The organism is Thermobifida alba (genome assembly GCF_023208015.1).
GTDB lineage: Bacteria > Actinomycetota > Actinomycetes > Streptosporangiales > Streptosporangiaceae > Thermobifida > Thermobifida alba.
Window position 1 is genome coordinate 3051074 of sequence record NZ_CP051627.1, and the last position, 15263, is coordinate 3066336.

Genomic DNA, 15263 nt, shown 5'->3' on the forward strand with positions numbered 1-15263 from the left:
GCGGCCGGTTTCGGCCCGCCCGTGCGGGCCTTCCTCAACGACACCCCCTACGCAGCGTAGGCGTCCGATTCCGGTTGGCCGCCTCGGTGGGTCCTCGCGGCGCCGCCGGACCTCGCGGGACTCCCCGTCCGGAAGTAGCCGACGACGGGGAAGCGCCATATCCAAAGGAGCACCTCGGTGGAACAGACCAACCACAACTTCCTCAACGGGGGAGGTCAGGCCGGGATCTCTGATCGCATGCGGGAGCTGCTCTCCCGAGCCGCCCAGGAGCATCTCTCGGAGCAGAAATCGCAGGGTGCGATCACCGAGGAGATGCGCCAGCGGCTGGAGGGCATGGAGTGGCTGCTGCGTGAGTTCCGGGAACGGGAACTGGCCGCCCTGTCCGAGAGCGTCACCGCGGTCCAGGGCCGCGTCGAGGAACTGTCCACCCGTCCCCCCGAGTGGGCCGAGACACTCGCCGAACACATCGAACAGGTGGGGGTGCGGGTCAGGCCGCTGTCCGAGATGGCTCCGCTGCGTTCGGACGTCACCGGACTCACGGACGGCCTGGAGAACGCGCTGAACCGGTTGGCCGAACTCGCCGACACCGCCGCGCGCACCGCGGAGCAGACCGCCGTGCTCCACGAGCGGCTGGAGGGCCTGGCCAGCGCCGTCGACCTGCGCCTGTCCCGTATCGACGAGGCCATCGAGTCGCTGAGCACCCGGGCCGCGACCCTGGAGAACGCGGTGGAGTCGGTCGGTGAGCGCCTGGAGCAGCGTCTCGCCTCCACCCTGGAGGAGCAGCGCGACGCCCTGAGCGAGACCCGCACCCAGCTCGAACAGCGCATCACCGACACCGCCGCCTCCCTGAGCCAGAAGGCCGCCGAGCACCACACCAGCCTCACCACCGCCCTGAACGAGCAGCGCGAGACCCTCACCGCACGCCTGGACGAACAGCGCGAGACCCTGGACGAGACCCGCACCCAGCTCGAACAGCGCATCACCGACACCGCCGCCTCCCTGAGCCAGAAGGCCGCCGAGCACCACACCAGCCTCACCACCGCCCTGAACGAGCAGCGCGAGACCCTCACCGCACGCCTGGACGAACAGCGCGAGACCCTGGACGAGACCCGCACCCAGCTCGAACAGCGCATCACCGACACCGCCGCCTCCCTGAGCCAGGAGAGCGCCGAGCACCACACCAGCCTCACCACCGCCCTGAACGAGCAGCGCGAGACCCTCACCGCACGCCTGGACGAACAGCGCGAGACCCTGGACGAGACCCGCACCCAGCTCGAACAGCGCATCACCGACACCGCCGCCTCCCTGAGCCAGGAGAGCGCCGAGCACCACACCAGCCTCACCACCGCCCTGAACGAGCAGCGCGAGACCCTCACCGCACGCCTGGACGAACAGCGCGAGACCCTGGACGAGACCCGCACCCAGCTCGAACAGCGCATCACCGACACCGCCGCCTCCCTGAGCCAGGAGAGCGCCGAGCACCACACCAGCCTCACCACCGCCCTGAACGAGCAGCGCGAGACCCTCACCGCACGCCTGGACGAACAGCGCGAGACCCTGGACGAGACCCGCACCCAGCTCGAACAGCGCATCACCGACACCGCCGCCTCCCTGAGCCAGGAGAGCGCCGAGCACCACACCAGCCTCACCACCGCCCTGAACGAGCAGCGCGAGACCCTGAGCGGCACCCTCTCGCAGAGCGTGGAGTTCCTGACCACGCAGGCCGACGAGAACCACGCCGAGGCCACCGCCGCGATCGCCGACGTCAACAGCGCGGTCGTGGCGCTGGGCGGCACCACCGGCGAGCAGCTCGGCGAGATGCGCGAGCAGCTGCGCAGGAACCGCGTGGAGCTGTCCGAGCAGTTCGCCGCCCAGCACGCGGAGCTGCGGGAGCGCGACGACGAGCTGCACGAGGCGCTGCTGGCCCGGCTCGGCGAGACCGCCGAGGCCCTGCGCTCCGCCCTTGACGAGAGCCGTTCCGCGGCCGCGACGGCCGCCGCGGAACTGGCCGCCGCGATCACCGAGGCCCGCACCGAGGCCAAGGGGGACTCCGCCGCCCTGGCGGAGCGGCTCACCGCCCGCGTCGAGGAGCTGCGGTCGGCCGTGGCGGAGGACGTCCGCGCGCTCGGCACGACCGTCGAGGAACGCGGCACCGCCCTGGCCGAGCAGTTCACGGAGCACCGCACCGCCGTGGACGAGCGTCTCGACCAGCACGAGCGTGAGCTGGCGGAGCGGGTCGACGCCCACCTGACCGCCGTCACCACCCGGTTGGAGACCCAGCACGAGTCGCTGACCGGCAGGTTCGAGCACGGTCTGGGCAGCCTCGGCAGCCGCTTCGACACCTTCGAGGGCCGCTTCGACGGCAGCTTCGAGGGCATCGACGGCAAGATCGACGGGCTCAACGGCCGCCTGGACGGCCTCGACGGCCGGGTCACCGGCGTGGAGGGCAAGTTCGAGGGCGTCAACGGCCACTTCGAGGGGGTCGACGGCCGCCTGGAGGCGATCGACGACCGGCTGGAGGCGGTCAACCAGCGCCTGTCCCAGCTGCCCGCCTCCCTGGAGGTCAGCGAGGTGCACCGGCGCCTGACCGAACTGGTGGAGCGTCCGGTCATCGACCACGGCGACCGCCTCGACTCGCTGGACCGCAAGCTCGACGAGGGCTTCGACCCGCTGCTGAGCGAGCTGCGCGCCCGCCCCGACCGGCACGAGTTCGAGGAGACCATCAGCGAGGCCGTGGAGACGTCGCACGACGACATCACCAAGCGCCTGGCCGCCCTGGAGGAGACCATGCTCGCCCTGGCCGAGGCCCTGCTGCGGCCCGGCCGCGACGGCAAGAAGCGGCGCTCCGGCGGCTTCGACGACGAGGACGACGAGTAGCCCCGGCACCGGGGAACAGCACGAGGGGCCGGTCCGTACGGACCGGCCCCTCGCCGTCTTCTCACCGGATCGTCAGCCGGTTGCCCCGCCGCAGCGGCATCAGGCTGCCGCGACCCTGCGCACGGCGTCCAGGTCCCGTTCCAGGCTCCGGATGGCACGGAGAAGCTGGTCCCGGTTGAGCACCGTGCCCGAGTCGTCCGCGGCGACCAGAGCCGCCTGCCGTACAAAGGCGGTGACCTTCATCCCCGCCCGTTTCGCGGCTTCCTCCAGCATCCGCATCTCCGAGTCCGACAGCCGGATCGACAGCGTGATGCACCGGCCTGTCCGCTCGGGTTTGCGGGTGACGGCGACCTCCTCACCGCCCTCGAAGTCAGCGAGGTCACGGTGGGTGTCGTAGTACTCCGCGAGTTGGGCCTCGCTCATGCCCTCGGTCGGGTCGTTGTCCACAGTCATCACACCTCCCAAGCCGTGATCGGACGGACACGGTCCCGTCCCCGGTCGTAGTGGACCACCACCACCGCTTTTCTCCCTCCGTCGGTGAAGGAGACGACGATGAAACGACCAAGGATCTCGGGATGACGTTTCCACCGATCCGAGTTGAACAAGACCTGCTCGATCTCCTCACGTGTCAGCCGACGTGTCGCATGGTCGAGATTGTCCTCGTCCCATTCGATGGAGTCGAAGAGCACACTTCTACCTCTCCGCGTGTTGCAATGATAGGAAAATTGCAACACACAGAGAAGGGGGCTCGCAGCGAAACCGGTGTTCTCCTCAGCCCGCCAGCACGCTGCTCACCGGCAGCGAGGTGTCGACGGCCAGGTCCAGCGGGGACGGCGGCAGTCCCGCGGCCACGACCTCCGCGCCCAGGGCCGCGATCATCGCGCCGTTGTCGGTGCACAGCCGGGGCCGGGGCACCCGCACCTGGATGCCCGCCGAGGCGCACCGCTTCTCGGCCAGCGCGCGCAGCCGCGAGTTGGCGGCCACCCCGCCGCTGATCACCAGGTGCCGCACGCCGTGCTCCCGGCACGCGTCCACGGCCTTGCGGGTCAGCACGTCGGCGACCGCCTCCTGGAAGGCCGCGGCCACGTCCGGCACGCCGACCGCGTGCCCCTGCCGTTCGGCGTCCTCCACCCAGCGGGCCACCGCCGTCTTCAACCCGGAGAAGGAGAAGTTGTAGGTGCCGTCGCCCCACTTGCCGCGCGGGAAGTGGATCGCGCGGCCGTCGCCGTCGCGGGCCGCCCGGTCGATCTGCGGCCCTCCCGGGTAGGGCAGGCCGAGCAGGCGCGCCACCTTGTCGTAGGCCTCGCCCGCGGCGTCGTCCACGGTCTCGCCGAGCAGGCGGACGTCCGTGGCCAGGTCCCGCACCAGCAGCAGCGACGTGTGCCCGCCGGACACCAGCAGCGCCACCACCGGTTTGGGCAGCGGGCCGTGCTCCAACTGGTCCACGGCGACGTGGCCGACCAGGTGGTTCACCCCGTACAGCGGTTTGTCCAGGGCCAGCGCGTAGGCCTTGGCCGCCGACAGGCCCACCAGCAGCGCCCCCGCCAGTCCGGGGCCGGCGGTGACCGCGATCGCGTCCACGTCGGACAGCCGGACGCCGGCGCGTTCGGCGGCCCGGCGCACGGTGGGCGTCATCGCCTCCAGGTGCGCGCGGCTGGCGACCTCGGGCACCACACCGCCGAACCGGGCGTGCTGGTCGACGCTGGAGGCGACCTCGTCGGCGAGCAGCTCGCAGCCGCGCACGAAGGCGACCCCGGTCTCGTCGCAGGAACTCTCGATCCCCATGATCAGGGGGGGCTGGCCGGCAGTGGTCATCGCTCTTCCTCAAGGGGTTCCAGGCGGCGCATGACGACGGCGTCCGCGCCGGCGTAGTAGTCGGGGCGCATCCCGATCTCCTCGAACCCGAACCGTCGGTACAGCTCCTGGGCGCGCGGGTTGTCCGACCGCACCTCCAGGAACACGGCGCTGACGCCGCGGCGGCGCGCCTCCTCCAGCAGCGCCGTGAGCAGGGCGCGGCCGATCCCCTGCCCCCACCGGTCGGGGGCCACGGCCATCGTCTGCACGTCGCCCTCCGGCGGCACCGCGCGCAGCCCCGCGTATCCGACGAGCGACCCGTCGGCGTCCTGGGCGACCAGGTAGTGGCGGTCGGGCTGGGCGAGTTCGTCGCGCAGCATCCCCTCGGTCCAGGCGTCGGCGGGAAACAGCTCCCGCTCCAGCTTCATGACCTCGTCGACGTCGCCGACGGTCATCGGGCGCAGCACGGGGCTCATCGGGTCCGCTCCAGCTCGGCCGCGGTGGGCTGGCGCACCTTCTTGGGCGCCCCGGGCACCTGGGCGTCGGGGCGGCGCAGGTACAGCGGGCGCGGCTCGGGCAGTTCGGCGCCGTCCAGCAGGGCGCGCACGGCGAGCTCCCCGAGCGCGGCGGCCGACGGGTACAGCGGTTCGGCCGCCCCGGGGTCCTGGCCGAAGACGTCGGCGTACAGCCGGGCCCCGTGGCCGAGGACCGGCAGTCCCCCGGTGTCGACGTCGGCGGGCCGGTCCACGGCGATGTCCCCGATCCGGGTGGCGCGGTCGGCGTAGCGCGCCCAGAACACCTCCCTGCGGCGGGCGTCGGTGGCGGCGACGAACGGGGTGGTGCGTCCCGACGTCCACGCCAGGGCGTCCAGGGTGGCCACGCCCACGCACGGCACGCCCAAGGCCTCGGCGAGGGCGTGCGCGGTGGCCAGCCCCACCCGTAGCCCCGTGTAGGGGCCCGGGCCGATCCCCACGGCGACGTGGGTGACGTCGGCGAGCGCGGCGCCGGCCTCGGCGACGACGGAGCGGATCTGGGGGGTGAGCAGTTCGCCGTGGCGCCGGGCGTCCACGGAGGAGCAGGCGGCGCGCACCCGCACGCCGTCGGAGCCGGGCTCGCACAGCGCCGTGGTGACGGCGGGGGTGGCGGTGTCAAAAGCCAGAAGCAGCACGGTCGACCAGCCTATTCGAGTTCGTCTGCGGTGAGTGCGGCCAGCGTGCCGCGCCAGCGGTCCCCCACCCGGCGGATCCGCACCGTCCGGGTGTCGTCGGCGTGCCGGTCGATGCTGATCTCCAGGCGGTCGTCGTTGAGCCACTCCGCCACGCCCGTGCCCCACTCGATGACGGTGACCGCCTCCGCCATCCCCGCCTCCAGGTCGAGGTCGTCGAGTTCGTCGGGGCCGCCGAGCCGGTAGGCGTCGACGTGCACCAGGTCGGGGCCGCCGACGAGGCTGGGGTGGGTGCGGGCGATCGCGAAGGTGGGCGAGGTGACGGGGCCGCGGACGCGCAGCCCCCGGGCGAGGCCCTGGGTGAAGGTGGTCTTGCCCGCGCCCAGCGGCCCGGACAGCAGGACCAGGTCCCCGGCGCGCGTCTCGGCCGCGACCGCGCCGCCCAGGGCGCGCATCGCGGTGTCGGTGGCGACGGTGACGGTGGTGGTGTCGGTCGATGCGGTGTCGGTCATGTCCGTTCGGCTCGCGGCTCGGAGGGAGGCGGCGGGCATCCGCCGTACAAGCACCAGGGTAGGCACTGCGGGGAGCGCGCCGGACGCCCGCGCGGCGCGCTCAGCGCACGGCGCCGGTGTAGGTGCGCGGCACGCGCTGCCCGATGCGGGTGACGATCTCGTAGGAGATGGTGTCCAGGGCGTCCGCCCAGTCCTGGGCGGTGGGTTCGCCGTGGTCGCCGGGGCCGAACAGGATCGCGCGGTCGCCGGGGGCGACCGTGTCCTCGCCGATGTCCACGACGAACTGGTCCATGCACACGGTTCCCGCGATGGTGCGGCGGCGGCCCGCCACGAACACGGGGCCGCGGTTGGTGGCGGCGCGCGGTACGCCGTCGCCGTAGCCGAGGGGGACCAGCGCCAGGTTGGTCTCGCGGTCGGTGACGTAGCGGTACCCGTAGGAGACGCCGCTTCCGGCGACGGTGCGCTTGCAGCCGACGAGGGCGGCGCTCAGCGTCATGGCGGGGCGCAGTCCCGGCACGGCCAGGTCGGGGATGGGAGAGAGCCCGTAGGAGGCGATCCCGGGGCGCACCAGGTCGAATCGGGCGTCGGGGCGGGTGAGCACGGCCGCGGAGTTGGCGATGTGCCGGACCTCGGGGCGCAGCCCGGCCTTGTCGGCGACGGCCAGCGCCCGGTGGAAGGCCTCCAGTTGCGCGTCGGTGGCGGGGTGTCCGGGGGTGTCGGCGCAGGCGAGGTGGGAGAACACGCCGGTGACCGTGACCAGTCCGGCGGCTTCGGCGCGGGCCAGGGCGGCGACCGCGTCCGGCCAGTCGGCGGGGCCGATGCCGCCGCGGTTCAGGCCGGTGTCGGCTTTGAGCTGCACGCGGGCGGCGCGGCGGGCGCGCCGGGCCGCGTCGATGACCTCCTCGACGACCCACACGGAGCCGATGCCGATGTCGATCCCGGCGTCGATCGCCTCGGTGAGGGGTTCGCCGGGCGGCACCAGCCAGGCCAGGACGGGCGCGTCGATCCCGGCGGCGCGCAGGCGCAGCGCCTCGGCGATGAACGCGGTGCCCAGCCAGGTCGCCCCTCCGGCGAGTGCGGCCCGTGCGGCGGGGATCATGCCGTGTCCGTAACCGTCCGCTTTGACCACGCCCATGACCAGCGCGCCCGCCGCCCGTTCGGCGAGCAGGGCGATGTTGCCGCTGATGGCGTCCAGGTCGATCCTGGCCTCGGCGAAAGAAGACATGTCTGCAAGTCTGGCACGAAATCGGGTGTTCACCGTCGTCACCTGCGACCTCCTGTGGAGGGGCCGGGGCCCAAAACCGCGGCGGGGCGCTCAACCGGAGCGGGTGAGGAGCCGGTCGGTGCTCTTCGGCAGCAGCAGGCCGAGCAGTCCCACCGCCAGGTAAGGGAGCTGTCCGGGGGCGGCCGTGCCCAGGACCGCGCCGAGGGCGGCGCTGGGCGTGCGGAGGAAGTGGCGCGGGCTCGGCTGGTCGCGGGGCACGGCCCAGCCGCTCACCAGCAGCGAGGCCAGGGCCAGCGTGCCGACCAGCGTCCAGGCGGCGGCGGTGGCGGGAAGCGCGGTGAACCAGTCGGTCAGGACGGTGACGGTGACGGCCGCGTAGGCTCCGCCCGGCTCGCCCTCGACGGCGCCGAACGGGGCGGTCGCCACGCCTGCGGCGGCCGCCGCGGCCAGGGTCGCCGCGGCGGCCAGGCCGAGCCGTCCGGCCAGGTCGTGCGCCTCCGCGGCGAGTGCCGCACGGTCGGGCCCGCGCCGCCGCGGCCGCTGTGCGGCGCGAGCCGCGCCCGCGGCGTGCTCCCGGCGGCGGCGCAGGAAACGCCAGGCCGCGCAGAGCGTCGCCGGTCCCCGGCTGGCCGCCGCGAGCTGCACCGCGAACTCGTGCAGGATCGCCGACGCCGCCTGGGTGAGGGTCACCGGGAACCGCGCCCAGGCCAGGGCGACGCCGCGGAACAGGGGGGCGATGTCCCCGGGCAGGTGGCAGCGGCGCCACACCGCGCGGCCGTGGGCGCGGGCGACGAGCCCGCGCAGCGGGGCGGTTCCCGGCGGGGGCGGTGTGCTCTGCGCGGCGAACCGGAACATCCGGTGGTCCAGCAGGACCGCGCAGACCAGCAGGGCCAGCAGCAGCCAGCGGGTCGCCGTGCCGTTGCCGTAGAGCGTGAAGACCACCGTGGTGAGCGCGGTGGGTTCCAGACCCGCCAGCAGCGCGTTGTGGTTGAGGTGCTCCAGCGCGGCCGCGCCGAGCGCGAGCGGCGGCAGCAGCCACAGCTTGGCCCCGTACAGGCCCCGGCCCACCACGGCCAGTCCGACCGCGGCGCCGACCAGGCCGGTGGTGACGGCGTGGCCGGAGAAGCGGATCCCCGAGCCGGGGATCTCCAGCCAGCCGGGCAGCAGCGTGAACGGTCCGCCCTGCGGCAGCAGGTGGGCGGGCATCTCACCGAACACCAGGAGGGGGGTGACGGCCTCCACGAGCTGGAAGCCCGCGCCGCAGGCCGCCGCGGCCAGCAGGTGGTCCACGGCCGTGAAACGCCGCACGCGGTGCCGTGCCGCCAGCCAGAGCAGCAGGAGCGGGGTGAACTTGGCGATCTCCTCGACCGGGACCGCGAGGTAGGCGTAGGCGAGCGGGTCGGTCGGGTCGAGGCGCAGCGCCGCGGCCACGCCCAGTTCCGCGAGTGCGACGGGCCAGGTGGTCAGCGCGCCGAGGGCGGTCAGCCGCAGCAGCGCGGCGAAGCTGAGCGTGCGCGAGCGGGCCAGCCAGGCGAGTTGGGCGAGCAGCCACACCGTCAGCGCGGCGACGGCCAGCGTCCCGGGGAGGCCGGGGACGAACAGCGACGCGGGGACGAGGACGAGGACCATCGCCCAGCCCCACGCCCCCCGCAGCGCCCGCGTCCCGGCGGCGAGCCGGGGGGTGCGGTCGCGGACCGCCCCGGCCCGGTCGGTGAGGCGTTCGGCCAGGTCGCGGCGGGGGCGGGAAGGCTGGCCGGACCGGTCGTCGCGGTCCAGGCAGCCGTAGTGGGCGGCGGCCTCCAGCAGTTCGGGGTCCCTGCGGTCGCGCGCGGTCCCGGCGAACTCGGCGCGGGCCCGGCCGATGTCGGCTCCGACGAGGGCGGCCACGTAGTCGGCGGGTCCGGCGGCCACGGTCAGTTCGTCCGCGGTGACCAGGACCGCGGCGGAGAAGTCCTCCAGGCAGACCAGGAAGTCCGTGGGTTCGTCGCCCCAGCCGCGGATGACCCCGATCAGGGACGGGGTGGCCGCCCGCACCTGGGTGACGGGTTCGTAGGCGTGCTCGGGCCGGGTGCGGCAGATCAGCACGTGCTCCACGCCCATCGCCGCCGCGGCGGCGGTGATCCGCTCGATCAGGGAGGTGTCGCGCGGTGCGGTGAACGGCGCCACGACCTTGCGGTCGAGTCCGATCCAGTCGGAGTCGAACTCGGTGGCGGTGGCGCAGATCCGCAGTACCAGATCGCGCGTGAGCATGGCCTGCTGGTCCATGGCCTCGTTTTCCCGTGTCCGGTGTGCTGGCACAACCCGTCATGCCGGAGCGATCCGGCGAAATGCTTACGTTATCGCGACGAATCCACCCCTTTTCAAGGCGCTCGGGAACGCGGTGCCGCGCCGGGGGTGAACGGGGCGCGCCGTCGCGCGGTACCGCGGGCCGGACGGGGTCCGCCGGATTCAGGCCGCTGGTAGGACCAGTTCGGCCAGCAGGGCGCGGTGGTCGCTGCCGGGGACGCGGTGGAGGCTGGTCCGCGTGATCCGGACGCGTGTGTCCACCAGGACGTGGTCGAGGGTCAGGCCCGGTACTCCGTCCCGGGGCGACCAGGTGGGGGCCAGTCCGTTGCCGACGGCGTCCGCCGCGTCGGTGTAGCCGGAGTCGAGCAGCTCCCGGAAGACGGAGTGGTCGTGGGTGGCGTTGAAGTCCCCGGCCAGGATGCGGACCGCGCCGTCGGGGTCGGCCGGCGGCAGGTCCTCCAGGTAGGCGGTCCAGTTCCGGGTCCTGGGCGTCCCCGTCGGCGGGAACGGGTGGACGGAGACGGCCTCCACGGCGGGCGCGCCGGCGACCTCGACGTCCGCCCACGGCATCGCGGGCAGGTGACCGGCGGGTCCGGGCCGTTCGGTGAGCGGGTGGCGGGAGTACAGGCCGCCGCCGGTGCCGCCGGGACCGGGGTCGGCCACGGCGTGCGGCAGCAGTTCGTCGAGTCCCTCGGCGGTGAGGGCGGCGGCCGCGTCGGGGGTGAGCTCCTGGAGGCTGAGCAGGTCCGTTCCGGTGGTGCGGACCAGTTCCACGACGGTGTGCGCGTCCGCTCCGCCCAGGCCCAGGTTGAGGGTGAGCACCCGCAGCCGCGGCCCGGCGGGGACGGGGTCGGGCGGGGCGTCGGCCAGGGCGCGCGGCACCAGGAAGGCGGCGAAGACGGCGGTGAGGGCCACGGCGGCGGCCACCGGCCGCCAGCGCCGGGTCAGCAGGGCGGCGACCAGGGGCAGGACCACCGTGACCGCCGTGTAGGGGGTGAGGGTCACGGCCGCGGCCAGCGGGAATCCCCCGTCCAGGCCGAAGCCGCGCAGCAGCGCCCACAGTGCCCAGGGGGTCAGCAGCAGCCACGCGAGCACGCTCGGCAGCCGCCACCGGCGGCGGGCCGCGCCGCCCTCCGGGGATGCTTCCGCCTGGGCCGGCGGGGAGGTGGTTCCGGTACTGCGCCCCACGGTCTCTCCTTCCGTCGTGTCCGGTCGGTGCCGCACGGGCGGCCCGGAAGGTGGGATGCGCCCGGGGCGCGCCCGGTTCCCCCGAGAACCCGGCGACCACGTCCTCAGGGCCAGGATCGGCCATGCCGATGGCACCGGGGACATGATCGTCAGCGCCTTCACGTCCCGGCACGGGTGGTGACCGCCGCGATCGCCCGCGGGACGGCGTCGAACAGGTCGGAGGCGCTGATCGGCGCGCCGTCGTGGGCCAGGCGGGCGGCCAGGCCGTGCAGGTAGGCGCCGCACACCGCGGCCTCCCACGGCGCCAGACCGGTCGCCAGCAGCGCCCCGACCATCCCCGCCAGCACGTCCCCGCTGCCGGCGGCGGCCAGCAGCGGCGTGCCGGTCGGGTTGGCCGCCACCGGCCCGTCCGGTTCGGCGACCAGCGTCGTGGAGCCCTTCAGCAGCACGGTGCAGCCGTACTCGGCGGCGGCCCGCCGCACGTGCACCAACCGGTTGGCCTCGATGTCGGCGCGCTCGGTCCCCGGCAGCAGCCGGGCCAGCTCCCCCGCGTGCGGGGTCAGCAGGGTGGGCGCGTCGCGCTCGCGCACCAGTTCCGGGGCGCGCGCCAGCAGGGTGAGGGCGTCGGCGTCCACCAGCACCGGCTCCCCGGTGGCCAGCACCGCCTCCAGCTCCGCCGCGGCCGTGGGGTGCAGTCCGCGTCCCGGCCCGACCACCCACGCCGCCACCCGTTTCGGCAGGCTCGCTACCGGGTCCGTCGGATCCAGGACCGAGGCGACCGTCTCCGGCCAGCGGGCGACCACCTCGCGCGCCACCTCCGGCTGGCCCGCGTAGCGCAGCATGCCCACGCCGGTGCGCAGCGCTCCCCCCGCCGCGAGCACCGCGGCCCCCCGGTAGCGGTCGCTGCCCGCGGCCAGGGCCAGCACGCCCCGCCGGTACTTGTCGGTCTCGGCCGCCGGGCGCGGCAGCAGCGCGGCGACGTCGTCGGCCTGCGGGGCGACCACGTCCGGGGCGGGCAGCTCCGGGGCCAGTCCGATGTCCACGAACTCCACCACCCCGGCGCGCCCCGCCCCCGGGTCGACGAACAGCCCCGGCTTGTGGGTGCCGAAGGTGACGGTGACGTCGGCCCGCACGCTGGCCCCGGGAACCGCGCCGGTGTCGGCGTCGACCCCGCTGGGCAGGTCCACGGCGACCACGGCGGCGTCCGTGGACTCGGTCAGCGCGGCCAGGCCGGCGTGCGGTTCGCGCAGCGCCCCGCGCACGCCGATCCCCACGAGCCCGTCCACGACCAGGTCCGCGGCGGCGACGAGGGCCGCGGCCTCCGCCACCGCCGCGGTGCGGCCTCCGGCGGCGCGCAGCGCGGCCAGCCCCCGCGGATGCGGGGAGCGTCCCGCGGCGACCGCCGTCACCGCCGCGCCGCGCCGCGCCAGCTCGGCCCCTGCGAAGAGCGCGTCGCCGCCGTTGTCGCCGCTGCCGACCAGCAGCACCACCCGCGCCCCCGACACCCGGGGCAGGATCCGCACGCAGACCGCGGCCAGCCCGAAGGCCGCCCGGCGCATCAGCGTGCCGTCGGGGAGCCGCGCCATCAGCGCGTGCTCGGCCGTCCGGACGGTCTCCACGGTGTGTGCGGTGCGCATAGGTCCCCCTGTCGGTCGGCTTCCGAGTGCGCGCACGGTGTACCCGGGGTCCGGTGCGATCATGGTGGCGAAGACCACCGGACGGCGCGCTGTGACGGCCCCCACACGGCCACCCATCCGCCTGCCGGTGCCGTCCACCTGTCCTGGTTTACTTCTCCCAGCGCGAAAGATCAGTCGTCATCCATCGAAAAGCAGCACGGAACGCTCCCATGACCTACACCGACGACCGTGTCACCACCGATTCCGGCTTGACCGACCGCGTCTCCCTCCTGCAGAACGCCATGCACAAGCTCGGCGCGGACGTCATCCGGCTGCAGACCCAACTCAGCGAGATCGCGACCGCCGCGCCGCCGCGGCCGCAGGAGCGGCAGCCCTCGTCGCAGTTCATCTTCAACCTGTCCCGGGAGGAGTACCGGGGGGAGCTCGCCGCTCTCGTCTCCTGGGTGAACGACTTCCTGATCCCGGTCTACGCGGGTCCGGTGACCCGCTGGTGCCCCACCTGGTGGGAGCACCACGAGGCGGTGGGGAGGCTGCACGCGGTGCGGCTGGCCTACCTGGAGCTCACCGACACCGCGCTGTCCGGGCCGTCCGGACCGGGGCTCTGGCACCGCGACCACCTGGACCCCGCCCTGGAGCGGCTGTTCGCGCCCGACGGCCCCTTCGTCGACTGCCTGGGCCCCACCGGACACCACGCCAGGGGCTCCTGAACTCAGGTCTTGCGCAGGCGGACCCTGCGGACCCGGTGGTCCTCCCCCTTGTAGAGGACCAGGGTCGCGCGCGGCCGGGTGGGGATGATGTTCTCCACCAGGTTGACCTCGTTGATGGTGCGCCACGTGGTCATCGCGAACTCCTTGGCCTCCTCCTCGGACACGGAGGTGGCCATCGCGTGGAAGTAGGAACGCGGGTCCTCGAACGCGGTGCGGCGCAGTTCCAGGAACCGGTCCAGGTACCAGGACCGGATGTGCTCCACCCGGGCGTCCACGTAGAGGGAGAAGTCGAAGAAGTCGACCAGCGCCAGCCGCCCCGCGGGAGGCGGCTGGAGCACGTTGATGCCCTCGACGATGAGGATGTCGGGCCGGCGCACGACCTGCGTCCGCCCGGGCAGGATGTCGTAGGCCAGGTGCGAGTAGACGGGGATCTCCATCGCGTCGGCGCCGGCCTTCATCTCCGAGACGAACCGGAGCAGCGCGCGCCGGTCGTAGCTCTCGGGGAACCCCTTGCGGTTCATGATCCCGCGCTCCTGCAGCACCGCGTTGGGGTACAGGAAGTTGTCGGTGCTGACCAGTTCGACGTTGGGGTGGTCGGGCCACTGGGCCAGCAGTGTCCGCAGCAGCCTGGCCGTGGTGGACTTGCCGACGGCCACGCTTCCGGCCACTCCGATGATGAAGGGGGTGGGGCGGTCGCTCTCCCCGAGGAAGCCGCGCACCGCCGCGTGACGCTGCCTGGTCGCCTTGACGTACAGGTTGAGCAGCCGGGACAGCGGCAGGTACACGTCCCGGACCTCGTCCAGTGAGGTGGGGTCCGCGGTCCCCCGCAGTTTCTCCAGTTCCGCTTCGGTCAGCGACAGCGGGGTCGCGGCCCGCAACTCGGCCCACGCCTGGCGGTCGAGTTCCACGTACGGCGTCTGGAAGCCGTTCTTCGTCGCATGAGACACGTCTGCCCACCCTAGACGAACGGGATTCGGATCCAGCGGGCGCCCTGCCCCCTTCGCTCCTCCCGGGCACCCGGCCGAGCTCGCAACTCTCCCGGGGCTACCCCAAAACCCTCCTCCAGAGCACCCCAAAAGACCGCAGCGGCGAACTATCCGACGGTACGGAACGGTTGTTCTCAGATGACATCCGCCCCCACCGTCCGCCGCGTCCGTTCCGGAGGAGTGGAAACACTCATGTCCGTCGCCCGTGTCAACTCCCGGCAGGCCCCGGTCCGCACCCCGCGCCCACACAGGAGCGCCGGCCCGGTCGTGTGGGCGCTGCTCCGCATCAACCTGGGACTGGGCTATCTGTGGATCTTCCTGGACCTGACCTTCGGCCTGGGCTGGTACGCCCCGCCCGACCGCGCCTGGTTGACCGGCAACAGCCCGCTCCGGTGGTCCCTGATCAACCTGGACTCCCCCGCCGCGGACCTCGTCCAGCCCGTGGCCGGCCACCCCCTGCTCGACCTGTCCCTGATGCTCTTCGTCCTCCTGCTGGCCGCGGCCTTCACCCTGGGCGCCGCGCTGCGCGCCGCCGCGGTCGGCAACGCGCTGGTGCTGGTCCTGTCCGCGCTGGCCCGGCTGCCCGATCTGCCGATGCTGTTCGTCAACCTCCACCTGATCCTGGTCCTGCTGGGCTTCGGACTGGCCGTGGACGGTTCGGACGAGGTGTGGGGGCTCGGCCGGGCGTGGCGGAGGACTCCGCTGGTGCGCCGTCTTCCCTGGTTGCGGTAGTCGACGGGAGACGGCTCGGCCGGAGGAATTCCTGTGTGAGAAGCCAGACTTTTCCCCGGAGCGTCCCGGAGTGAACCGTAGGGTCCCCACCTGCGTCAAATAGTGCGTCCGGACCACTGGTCTATACCGTTACCTGCGAAAATCGGGATTGGAC

Annotated in this window: 14 protein-coding genes; 3 read left to right on the top strand and 11 right to left on the bottom strand. The window is 73.6% G+C overall.

Annotated features, from left to right (window positions below; translation table 11 throughout):
* Positions 1-177: 177 nt before the first annotated feature.
* Positions 178-2877, top strand: coding sequence for an apolipoprotein A-IV repeat region-like domain-containing protein (locus tag FOF52_RS13425; protein ID WP_248590301.1), 2700 nt, complete (start codon positions 178-180; stop codon positions 2875-2877).
* Between the two features lie 99 nt (positions 2878-2976).
* Here FOF52_RS13425 and FOF52_RS13430 read toward each other — a convergent pair whose 3' ends face one another.
* From FOF52_RS13430 to FOF52_RS13475, 10 genes are all read right to left on the bottom strand, one after another.
* Positions 2977-3330 (bottom strand): plasmid mobilization protein, encoded by a 354-nt coding sequence (locus tag FOF52_RS13430; protein WP_248590302.1) that lies wholly within the window; start codon positions 3328-3330, stop codon positions 2977-2979.
* Positions 3330-3566, bottom strand: a complete 237-nt coding sequence (locus FOF52_RS13435) for a BrnT family toxin (protein WP_248590303.1) — start codon at positions 3564-3566, stop codon at positions 3330-3332. The genes FOF52_RS13430 and FOF52_RS13435 overlap by 1 nt, the downstream gene beginning before the upstream one ends.
* Before the next feature lie 82 nt (positions 3567-3648).
* Entirely contained in the window at positions 3649-4692 is a 1044-nt protein-coding gene (tsaD, locus tag FOF52_RS13440) for a tRNA (adenosine(37)-N6)-threonylcarbamoyltransferase complex transferase subunit TsaD (RefSeq protein ID WP_248590304.1), read from the bottom strand.
* Positions 4689-5147 (bottom strand): ribosomal protein S18-alanine N-acetyltransferase, encoded by a 459-nt coding sequence (gene rimI / locus FOF52_RS13445; RefSeq protein WP_248590305.1) that lies wholly within the window; start codon positions 5145-5147, stop codon positions 4689-4691. The genes tsaD and rimI overlap by 4 nt, the downstream gene beginning before the upstream one ends.
* Positions 5144-5839, bottom strand: coding sequence for a tRNA (adenosine(37)-N6)-threonylcarbamoyltransferase complex dimerization subunit type 1 TsaB (tsaB, locus tag FOF52_RS13450; RefSeq protein ID WP_248590306.1), 696 nt, complete (start codon positions 5837-5839; stop codon positions 5144-5146). Before tsaB ends, rimI begins: the two co-directional genes overlap by 4 nt.
* A gap of 11 nt (positions 5840-5850) precedes the next feature.
* Complete coding sequence (gene tsaE / locus FOF52_RS13455) at positions 5851-6348, bottom strand: tRNA (adenosine(37)-N6)-threonylcarbamoyltransferase complex ATPase subunit type 1 TsaE (protein WP_248590307.1); 498 nt, start codon at positions 6346-6348, stop codon at positions 5851-5853.
* 100 nt (positions 6349-6448) lie between these two features.
* Positions 6449-7573, bottom strand: coding sequence for an alanine racemase (gene alr / locus FOF52_RS13460; protein ID WP_248590308.1), 1125 nt, complete (start codon positions 7571-7573; stop codon positions 6449-6451).
* 90 nt (positions 7574-7663) lie between these two features.
* On the bottom strand, positions 7664-9838 hold the full coding sequence (locus FOF52_RS13465) for a PrsW family intramembrane metalloprotease (RefSeq protein WP_248590309.1): 2175 nt from the start codon (positions 9836-9838) through the stop codon (positions 7664-7666).
* A gap of 183 nt (positions 9839-10021) precedes the next feature.
* Positions 10022-11047 (bottom strand): endonuclease/exonuclease/phosphatase family protein, encoded by a 1026-nt coding sequence (locus FOF52_RS21935; protein WP_282573463.1) that lies wholly within the window; start codon positions 11045-11047, stop codon positions 10022-10024.
* 158 nt (positions 11048-11205) lie between these two features.
* Complete coding sequence (locus FOF52_RS13475) at positions 11206-12684, bottom strand: NAD(P)H-hydrate dehydratase (RefSeq protein WP_248590310.1); 1479 nt, start codon at positions 12682-12684, stop codon at positions 11206-11208.
* Between the two features lie 209 nt (positions 12685-12893).
* Here FOF52_RS13475 and FOF52_RS13480 point away from each other — a divergent pair, with 209 nt between their 5' ends.
* Positions 12894-13391 carry a DUF4913 domain-containing protein gene (locus tag FOF52_RS13480; protein ID WP_248590311.1) on the top strand — a complete coding sequence of 166 codons (498 nt, stop codon included), beginning with the start codon at positions 12894-12896 and terminating at the stop codon, positions 13389-13391.
* A gap of 2 nt (positions 13392-13393) precedes the next feature.
* On the opposite strand, the gene coaA is transcribed toward FOF52_RS13480, so the two are convergent.
* The gene (gene coaA / locus FOF52_RS13485) at positions 13394-14299 is read right to left on the bottom strand and encodes a type I pantothenate kinase (protein WP_248593866.1); all 906 of its coding nucleotides are present in this window, start codon (positions 14297-14299) and stop codon (positions 13394-13396) included.
* Between the two features lie 270 nt (positions 14300-14569).
* Between coaA and FOF52_RS13490 the strand changes: the two genes are divergently transcribed.
* A complete protein-coding gene (locus tag FOF52_RS13490) occupies positions 14570-15109 on the top strand; it encodes a hypothetical protein (RefSeq protein ID WP_248590312.1) in 540 nt (179 codons plus the stop codon).
* The last annotated feature ends 154 nt before the right edge of the window (positions 15110-15263 follow it).